Origin of the sequence: Paenibacillus solisilvae (assembly GCF_042656405.1) — a bacterium.
In the GTDB taxonomy this organism is placed as follows: Bacteria; Bacillota; Bacilli; order Paenibacillales; family Paenibacillaceae; genus Paenibacillus_Z; species Paenibacillus_Z solisilvae.
In genome coordinates, this window is record NZ_JBHSOW010000129.1 from 1 (window position 1) to 7,499 (window position 7,499).

The following is a 7,499-nucleotide window of genomic DNA, read 5'->3' on the forward strand; positions in this document are numbered from 1 at the left end:
CTCGTTAACGTAATTATCTATCTACACTTAACAGGTGTCCACTTTTTATTCTAGCTCCAATTTCCAGTTATTAATGCCTAATTGAGCTCCTTGAGGATCATTTGGGACGATTTAACGGTATGGATTGCAGTATAGAAGCATCAACAATCGGATGATGCTCTTTATAACTGTATCAATTCCAGTATAGGCTAAGGAGCAGCAAGTATTATCCCAGCAATGACCAAAATAGCAACGGGACGGAGCAGGAATAACGCCTGGGCCGTCCCGTTTTATTTTAAACCAATCATGTAATTACTTAATTTTGGGACAGCTTTTCTCGTATTCGTAAGCCGTTCCCTCGGACAAAGCAAGCAGTAATGCACTCATCTAGGCATTTGGCATTTGATTCAACCATTTTTTCAACTGGGGTTCTTCTGTTTTCAGACAGACGAGCAGACCGCTCGGTGTCGATACGACAATGAGATCGTGGACACCGATAAGAACGACCTGCTTATCATCTTCTACATACACAGTATTGCCTGTTGATTGAACAAGTGAAGCAAGGCCTTGAATGACATTGCCATTCGAATCGGCTGTTGAATGCCGGCTTATGGCAGCCCAAGAGCCGACATCATCCCATCCGCAATCAACAGGAATGCAGTATATCTTCTCAGCTTGCTCCATGACTGCATAGTCGATGGATAATTTGGGCATTAGAGCATAAGCGGCAGAAGGATCATGGGGATGCAGCAGGAGACTATTCCATATTTTAGGCTGTAGCAGCTCCAGGCTGCGTGCAATTGTAGAAGGACGACAAACGAAAATGCCGCTATTCCAATACACGCCGGGTTCCGTCAGAAGCTGAGCGGCCCGTTCTTCTGTCGGTTTCTCCAGGAAGCTGGAAACATAAAGAACGGAAGCGGATGCCAGCCCGCTTTCTGCAGTCGTTCTCATGTACCCAAATCCGGTTTCAGGCCGACTGGGCTTAATGCCCAGCGTTACGATTGCATGGTCCTGTTCGGCTGTCTGGGCAGCAAGTTTAATTGCGGTCAGGAAGGCGGCATCGTCAGCGACATGCTGATCGGAAGGAACGAATACGACGGGTTGATCATCGCCGGCGCTTAGCAGCTGAAAGGCAGCAAGCGCGATACAAGCTGCAGTATCCTTCTGCTCCGGTTCCACGATCAGCTGCTGCATGGAGAAACCCGGCAGCTGCTCGTGGAGAAGGGGAAGATACCGGGCGGGAGCTGCGATAAATAACTGATGATCGGGTACGGCTTGCTTGAAGCGGGCTGCCGTCTCTTGTATTAAGGTCTGCGAAGAATGGAAATGGAGAAATTGCTTAGGCAGAGTGTCAACACTGCGAGGCCAGAAGCGGGTTCCCTTTCCGCCGGCCATAATAACGATATTCAACTTATGAATCACCTCCAGCAAGCGGAAGACCAATCCGTTTAAAAAGACAAACACTCCCGTAATATTTACTCTCATTGTATTCGTCTCTCAACAGCCTGTGGAACGGCATTCGTACATGATCAGATCTTTAAAACATCCCATTCTTCTCTGGATTTTTTTTAGGAAAAGGCTAATAGAGAGGCCAAAAAAATACGGTGTCAGCCGATTCTTCTTCAACGCTTAACCTGCATTAACGGGAATTGGACTGATTTACCTGTAGGACTATCCCGCTGCTTGTGTTATTCTTTTACGCAAGCCGAAACTTATCGTACGGGGGATCTTTTGGAGAACAATGGACATTGGTCTCCACCGTGAATGAACACTGAGAAGTGGTTGATTTTACGGTGATTGCGCTTAGGCGCTGGGGGTGAATCGCATAGCGGATTTCTATTCCGCAATACAGCGTAGGGTTGAACTCCTCAATCCGAATCCGACAACTAACCTCGCAGGCAAAAAAAAGGAGGACATTAAATTGTTCAACAAAGCTTGGAAAAAAGGCGCAGCAGCTGCAGCGCTTAGCATCGCTATTCTCATTCACGCAGGCCCGGCAAGCGCGGCCGTTAATTACAAAGCCAAAGATGATGATACGTTCTGGAAGCTTTCCAAACAGTTTGGTGTTCAAGTTCAGCAATTAAAGAAGTTTAATCCGAATATCGACCCGTTGAACATCTACAAAGGTCTTACGATCGTCATTCCAGCCTCGGCCACCAGCTTACAAGCAAGCAGAAGCTCAGCAAAAAAAGCAGCATCCAGAAGCATCATAACGGCAAAGAGCAAGGTTGATTCCGATGCCGAGATTCTATCGGTCAGCGGACGCGACTACGGTTTCTCCGATGTGATTCAAGCCAAAGCTAGCGCTTATACCGCAGCGGCTTCCGAGAACGGCTGGGGACCCGTTGATTATTTCGGGAATCCCTTGAAGCTGGGCACGATAGCGGTAGATCCAAAGCGGATTCCGCTTGGCAGTAAAGTGTATATTACAGGATATGACCACGATGGTTTGCCTGTCGGCGGTATGATGGCAGTAGCCACTGATATGGGATCAGCTATTAAGGGTGACCGTATTGACATCTTCGTTCCCCAATCCCAGAAGCAAGCATCGGAATTCGGCTTTCAATACGTGAAGGTATTCATTCTTGAATAGCAATGCAAAAAAAAGAAGCGGCAGCGGTAACCCATGAGGGTTGTCCCTACCGTTTTTTTGTTATTTGCGTGATTGCGGTTTTCCAAGAAGCTCCGGCAGCGTGACGATTTGATATCCTTTGCTGCGCAGTAAGTGAATTAATCTTGGCAGCGCGGAGATTGTACCGCTTAAATCCTGTCCCACACCACCGCCTGCATGCTGGAGAACAATGGAGCCGGGCTGCAGCGTTCTCTTGATGTTAATTAAAATCCCATTGCTGTCCAGGCCCCGCCAATCAACGGAGTCTACATCCCAATTTACCACGATGAAGCCGTTCTGCTCGAGCCACTCGATTTGCTCCGGCAATATCTCACCGTAAGGCGGGCGAACCAGCTTAGGGCTGTAGCCTGCCAGCGGCCGTATAATGCGATCCGTCTTGAGAATCTGCTGCTTGAATGATGCAAGGCTGATTCTGGAGAAGACGGCGTGATTATAAGAATGATTGCCGATAATATGGCCTTCTCGCTGGATTCGGCGAACGATGTTCGGATAGTCCGCTGCCCGTGAGCCAACCACGAAGAAGGTAGCTCTCACCTTATAACGGGCAAGGATCTCAAGCACCTGAGGTGTATAGCGCGGATCCGGTACATCATCGAAGGTAAGCGCAACCCTTCTGCGGTTTCGCGGTCCACCGGTGACGAAGGAGCCGGGATATCTTTTCTGAAGATTAACCCAAGTATTGAATTGCTTATGACTTGTGCGTTTTTGCCGTTTCTTGTTCCGCTCAGCTATGAATGAAGGTTCAATATCACCATTATCCGTTAAGGGAGACATCATTTGTGAAGCGGAGAGGGCTTGCACTTGCCCGGTTTCAGGCGCAGCTAAAAAAGAAGAGAATAGGATCGACGCCGATATCAGCCAAGCAGCTCTTCGCATCAAGCGATTAAACAAATGACTTCTCCTCCGATTCCATTCAGCGTCTTCGTAAAATAAAGCTGTATGTTAGTTATTTTCATTGTGCCCCGACCTACATCGATCATGCACGAGCGGACATAAGTTTCTCTTTACATCTTAGTGTCAAAAAACGTAACATAGAAGTATAAACTACTCAAAAGGAGAGTTCACATGCCTCAAATGGATATGCCGTTGAAAGAGCTTCAAGCGTATCAAGGGATCAATCCGCGTCCGGTTGATTTCGATGCGTATTGGGAGCGGGCTTTAAAGGAAATGCGTGAGACCGATTCCAATATTGAGCTGCTGCCAAGCAAGTTCCAAACACCAGGCGCAGCATGCTTCGATCTTTATTTTACCGGAGTGAGGGGAGCACGAATCCATGCGAAATATGCCCGTCCCCGTCATTCGGACCATCCGCATCCGGCTGTGTTGAAATTTCATGGTTACTCCGGTAACGCAGGCGACTGGAATGAGTTACTCAGCTTCGTATCGCTTGGTTACTCCATACTGGTTATGGATTGCCGGGGACAAGGCGGTTCTTCGCAGGACATCGGCAGCGTAAGGGGAAATACATTTAATGGTCATATCATTCGCGGGCTGGACGATGCACCGGACAATTTATTGTTCCGGCATATTTTTCTGGATTGTGCACAGCTGGCTTCCATTGCTATGGACCTGCCGGAGGTTGATGCCGGCAAAGTATATGCCACAGGATGGTCGCAGGGCGGTGGCTTGACTATTGCATGCGCAGCGCTTGAGCCAAGAGTCAAGAAGCTTGCTCCTGTTTATCCGTTCCTTAGCGATTACCGGAGAGTGTGGGAGATGGACTTAGCCAAGGATGCTTATGCGGAGCTGCGTACTTATTTCCGTCACTTTGATCCGCAGCATGAACGCGAAGAGGAGATTTTTACAACGCTGGGTTATATCGATATTCAGCATTTCGCCGAGCGGATTAAGGGAGACGTGCTGCTCGGAGTGGGGCTTATGGACAGCATTTGTCCGCCATCCACCCAATATGCTGCCTATAACAAAATCAAGTCACCTAAACGTGCTGAAATTTTTCCGGATTTCGGTCATGAAGGATTACCGGGCTTGAACGATAAAATTGTTCAATTCTTCTTAGGCGATTATTAATCGTACACTCGAATCATAATGTTGAGGGAGCTGATTCTATGCTGAAATTAGAGAAAAACGATAAACTCGTTATCATTGGAGATTCAATTACGGATAGCAGCCGAGCAAGACCTGTTGGTGAAGGTTTATTTGATGCAATTGGAAAGGGCTACGTAGGGAACGTCGAAGCGCTGCTGACAGCGACTTATCCGGAGCTCGGCATTCGTGTCGTCAATATGGGGACAAGCGGTCATCGGGTTCGTGATTTGAAGGAACGGTGGCAGACGGATGTTATTGAGCTGAAGCCTGACTGGCTGTCCATTATGATCGGTGCAAATGATGTTTGGCGTCAGTACGACTCACCGACGATGACGGAGGAGCATGTATATATTGAAGAATACGAAACGACTCTCGAGGAGCTTATCGTTCAAACCAAATCGGGTCTGAAAGGTCTAATCTTGATGACTCCATTTTTCATTGAACCCAATAAATCCGACTTGATGCGGGCAACCACAGATAAGTATGGCGAAGTGGTAAAACGCCTTGCCAAGAAGCACGGTGCACTGCTTGTCGATACGCAGGCAGCATTCGATAAAGTTCTGACTCATCTATATTCGGCTACCTTGTCATGGGACCGCGTCCATCCGAATCAGGCCGGCAATGCTGTTCTTGCACGCGCTTTCCTCCAACAGATTGGTTATGACTTCACAAAGGGTCTGGAATAGGAAGGGGCTTTCCTAAAAGTCAGATCCAAGGGATTTAATCCTATCATTCATGAAAAGGAACCTAAAACCACCTGCAAGTGGTTTTAAGGTTCTTTTTCGTTTTGCTGTGCGGAAAAGTCTAAACCTTGAAGATCGAAATGGTGCGCTGCAGCTGCATAACGATCTGCTGCATCTTCTCGGTTTCGGAGACGACGTCTTGAACCGATCCGATCTGCTCGTTCATGGAAGCGGACACCTGCTCGGTGCCAGCAGCCGATTCCTGCGTAATGGCGGAGATATTCTGAATGGCTCCGGATATGCGGCGTGAGCTATCGAGCATAATGTCGCTCTCGCTTGAGAATTGATAGATCTGCTGTGTGATAAATTCGACGCTTCTTACAAGATCGACGAAGATTTGTTCCGTCTCTCGAAGCATATTCGTTTGCAGCTGCACAACCTCTTCATTGACTTGAATATTCGCAATGGCTTGCTGCACGCCCTGATCGATGCTGCGGACCAAAGTAAACACTTTCTTCGTTGAGGAGGTTGACTCTTCTGCAAGTTTACGTACCTCTTGGGCAACAACGGCAAAGCCTCGGCCATGCTCGCCTGCGCGTGCGGCTTCGATGGAAGCATTTAAGGACAAAAGGTTGGTTTGCTCAGCCAAATCCGATATTGTCTTGGTAATGGCCGAGATTCCTTCTGCTTTTTGCGCCAAATCCTCAATCGTTGCGGCAACTTGAGAGGTCGCCTCAATGTTGCGCTGCATGCCGGCGGCTTGACTTTCAACGGCTAGACGGCCTTTCTCGACAAGCGACAAGGTTTGTTCGGAACGTTCATTCATTTCTTTTGTGGAAAACGCGTACGCAGCAACCTTATCTTCGATCTCACGGATAGAATCAGCCATGTCCCCAACATCCTCTGAAATTTGGTTGGCTCCGGCTGCCAGCTCCCCCGCGGAGGTAGCAACCTGTTCCATGACCTGCTTCAGATCCGTATTCTTATCAAAGATATTGCGGCTCGTGTCATTGACAATTCGGGCGATATTCGAAGTTTCCTTTAATATTTCCCTGAGTTTGTCGATCATGCTGTTGAAGGAATGACCAAGCTGGCCCAGTGATGCGGAAGATGAAACATCCACTTTGTGTGTAAAATCCCCTTTTGCAATGCTGAAGGCAATGGAAGTCATTTCATCAATTGATGATGTAAGCGCTGTCTCAATCATGCGGACAAGTGGGAAGGTAATCCCTGCAGAGATGGCAATAACGATAATCCCCAGTACGATGCTGCTTCCTGTCATGATCAAGCCAAGCAATAGTGCGATGGAGAAAATACAGACGATGGTGTAGCAGCCGACCAACAGTTTATTTCGAATCGATAATGAACTGTACCATTGCATGATGGGAAGCTCTCCTTTTGTTGGAATAATCTTAATATATATCAGAGCCTGTTCATTTGTCTATAATCGTCTATTACTATCGATTCAAGTCGAATGAACGGGGTAATAATGTAGAACTTTGTCTAAAGAACTATTTTTCCTGTAAGGTATTTGTAAAAAAATATGTTGAAGGAACTAATTTTCTGTCATATAATGGGCATAACGGATGATATTTAAATTGCTTTATGAAATTAGAAAGAGGAGGGGTATGTTGTGAATTTGGATGAAAAGCCATTAGCTCGTCAAGTGGAATTTGTATTTAAACAATTGGAAGAAGAGCTTCTTCATACTTCAGCTGGTACTGTCATCATTCAAGTTCGCAACAACGTAGTTGGCAAATACGGGGTTCGTCATAACCCGATCGAAAGTAAAAACGGTCAAATCGGCGAGTCCGAAAAAGGAATGACGCTTCAGCAGGTACAGGCATTCCGCCAGATGGCGATCGATTCGATTAAGCTAAAGCGCAGCTGGACGCACGGTGAGATTATGTATGATTTCTCCGTTCGCACTGCAACAAGTTCATGGTCAGCCAGCATCCAATTTGAATCCAATTATAATTTAGCCAATGGGATGTTCCGTTATCAGCCGAAGCACGCCGGCCAGCTCAGAGACACCCCTTAGCTCAATCAAACCAATTAAACACACAAAAAATGCTGCCTAGTAAGATGGAGGCCACTGAAAAAGTCCAAATCTTATAAACAGGATACCTTACCTCCACTTCGAGGGAGGGTATCCT

At 47.2% G+C, this 7,499-nt stretch carries 7 protein-coding genes and 1 riboswitch; of the genes, 4 read left to right on the forward strand and 3 right to left on the reverse strand.

What is annotated here, in order from left to right:
• Nucleotides 1-366 precede the first annotated feature (366 nt).
• Nucleotides 367-1,467 (reverse strand): mannose-1-phosphate guanylyltransferase, encoded by a 1,101-nt coding sequence (locus ACFPYJ_RS31470; protein WP_379192252.1) that lies wholly within the window; start codon nt 1,465-1,467, stop codon nt 367-369.
• A gap of 208 nt (nt 1,468-1,675) precedes the next feature.
• Nucleotides 1,676-1,899: riboswitch (cyclic di-AMP (ydaO/yuaA leader) on the forward strand.
• A gap of 4 nt (nt 1,900-1,903) precedes the next feature.
• Here ACFPYJ_RS31470 and ACFPYJ_RS31475 point away from each other — a divergent pair.
• Entirely contained in the window at nt 1,904-2,575 is a 672-nt protein-coding gene (locus ACFPYJ_RS31475) for a 3D domain-containing protein (RefSeq protein WP_379192254.1), read from the forward strand.
• Between the two features lie 60 nt (nt 2,576-2,635).
• Here the strand turns inward: ACFPYJ_RS31475 and ACFPYJ_RS31480 are convergent, their stop codons facing one another.
• Nucleotides 2,636-3,505, reverse strand: a complete 870-nt coding sequence (locus tag ACFPYJ_RS31480) for a polysaccharide deacetylase family protein (protein ID WP_379192256.1) — start codon at nt 3,503-3,505, stop codon at nt 2,636-2,638.
• Between the two features lie 174 nt (nt 3,506-3,679).
• Between ACFPYJ_RS31480 and ACFPYJ_RS31485 the strand changes: the two genes are divergently transcribed.
• The gene (locus tag ACFPYJ_RS31485; protein ID WP_379192258.1) at nt 3,680-4,642 is read left to right on the forward strand and encodes an alpha/beta fold hydrolase; all 963 of its coding nucleotides are present in this window, start codon (nt 3,680-3,682) and stop codon (nt 4,640-4,642) included.
• Between the two features lie 41 nt (nt 4,643-4,683).
• Nucleotides 4,684-5,346 carry an SGNH/GDSL hydrolase family protein gene (locus ACFPYJ_RS31490; RefSeq protein ID WP_379192264.1) on the forward strand — a complete coding sequence of 221 codons (663 nt, stop codon included), beginning with the start codon at nt 4,684-4,686 and terminating at the stop codon, nt 5,344-5,346.
• A gap of 118 nt (nt 5,347-5,464) precedes the next feature.
• On the opposite strand, the gene ACFPYJ_RS31495 is transcribed toward ACFPYJ_RS31490, so the two are convergent.
• Entirely contained in the window at nt 5,465-6,724 is a 1,260-nt protein-coding gene (locus ACFPYJ_RS31495; protein WP_379192260.1) for a methyl-accepting chemotaxis protein, read from the reverse strand.
• A gap of 252 nt (nt 6,725-6,976) precedes the next feature.
• On the opposite strand from ACFPYJ_RS31495, the gene ACFPYJ_RS31500 reads away from it, so the two are divergent.
• Nucleotides 6,977-7,384 (forward strand): O-methyltransferase, encoded by a 408-nt coding sequence (locus ACFPYJ_RS31500; protein ID WP_379192262.1) that lies wholly within the window; start codon nt 6,977-6,979, stop codon nt 7,382-7,384.
• Nucleotides 7,385-7,499 lie beyond the last annotated feature (115 nt).

Coding starts and splice junctions, on each gene's coding strand:
- ACFPYJ_RS31470 (WP_379192252.1), bottom strand. CDS start 1,467: ATGAGAGTAAATATTACGGGAGTGTTTGTCTTTTTAAACGGATTGGTC.
- ACFPYJ_RS31485 (WP_379192258.1), top strand. CDS start 3,680: ATGCCTCAAATGGATATGCCGTTGAAAGAGCTTCAAGCGTATCAAGGG.
- ACFPYJ_RS31495 (WP_379192260.1), bottom strand. CDS start 6,724: ATGCAATGGTACAGTTCATTATCGATTCGAAATAAACTGTTGGTCGGC.